This window comes from Nocardia lijiangensis NBRC 108240, assembly GCF_001613045.1.
GTDB classification, from domain to species: domain Bacteria; phylum Actinomycetota; class Actinomycetes; order Mycobacteriales; family Mycobacteriaceae; genus Nocardia; species Nocardia lijiangensis.
In genome coordinates this window covers 1-580 of record NZ_BDBP01000226.1, presented here as the reverse complement: position 1 = coordinate 580, position 580 = coordinate 1, and the positions used below count along the sequence as shown (strand labels likewise).

The following is a 580-nucleotide window of genomic DNA, read 5'->3' as shown; positions in this document are numbered from 1 at the left end:
GGAGAAGTTCGTAGCAGACGGCTCGATCGTCGAGGACTACTTCGATGTGGGCCAGTCGCGCTCGGTGCCGTGGCATCGCCGCGAGGAGGCCGCGCGTCTGCTGTCGGACCTGAAGAGTCACACCCGCGGCTGGTCGGCGATCGTGGTTGGCGAGGGAACGCGCTGCTGGTTCGGCAATCAGTTCAGCCTTGTAGCACCGCGCATTCAAGCGCACGGGGTCGAAGTGTGGGTCCCAGAGCTAGGTGGACGCTTCGATCCACGCAACGTGACCCACTCGATGATGATGAGCATGCTCGGCGGCCTGAGCGAGTCCGAACGCCAACACGTCCAACAGCGCACCCGAGCCAGCATGGACGCCCAAGTCCTCAACGAAGGCCGCCACCAAGGCGGCCGAGCACCCTATGGATACATGGTCGTCGACGGACCACCACATCCGAACCCCAACCGGGCATCCGACGGATCCCGACTGCGGATCCTGTCACTCGACGTGGCCACCGCACCTGTGGTCCAACGAATCTTCCGCGACTACACCGCCGGCCAGGGTGACAAAGCCATCGCCCACGAACTCAACCGCCAGGGG

At 64.5% G+C, this 580-nt stretch carries 1 protein-coding gene; it reads left to right on the top strand.

The features are described from left to right. Positions 1 to 25: 25 nt before the first annotated feature. Positions 26 to 580: recombinase family protein (locus NL1_RS36020; protein ID WP_281180908.1), on the top strand; the 555-nt coding region annotated here is incomplete at its 3' end.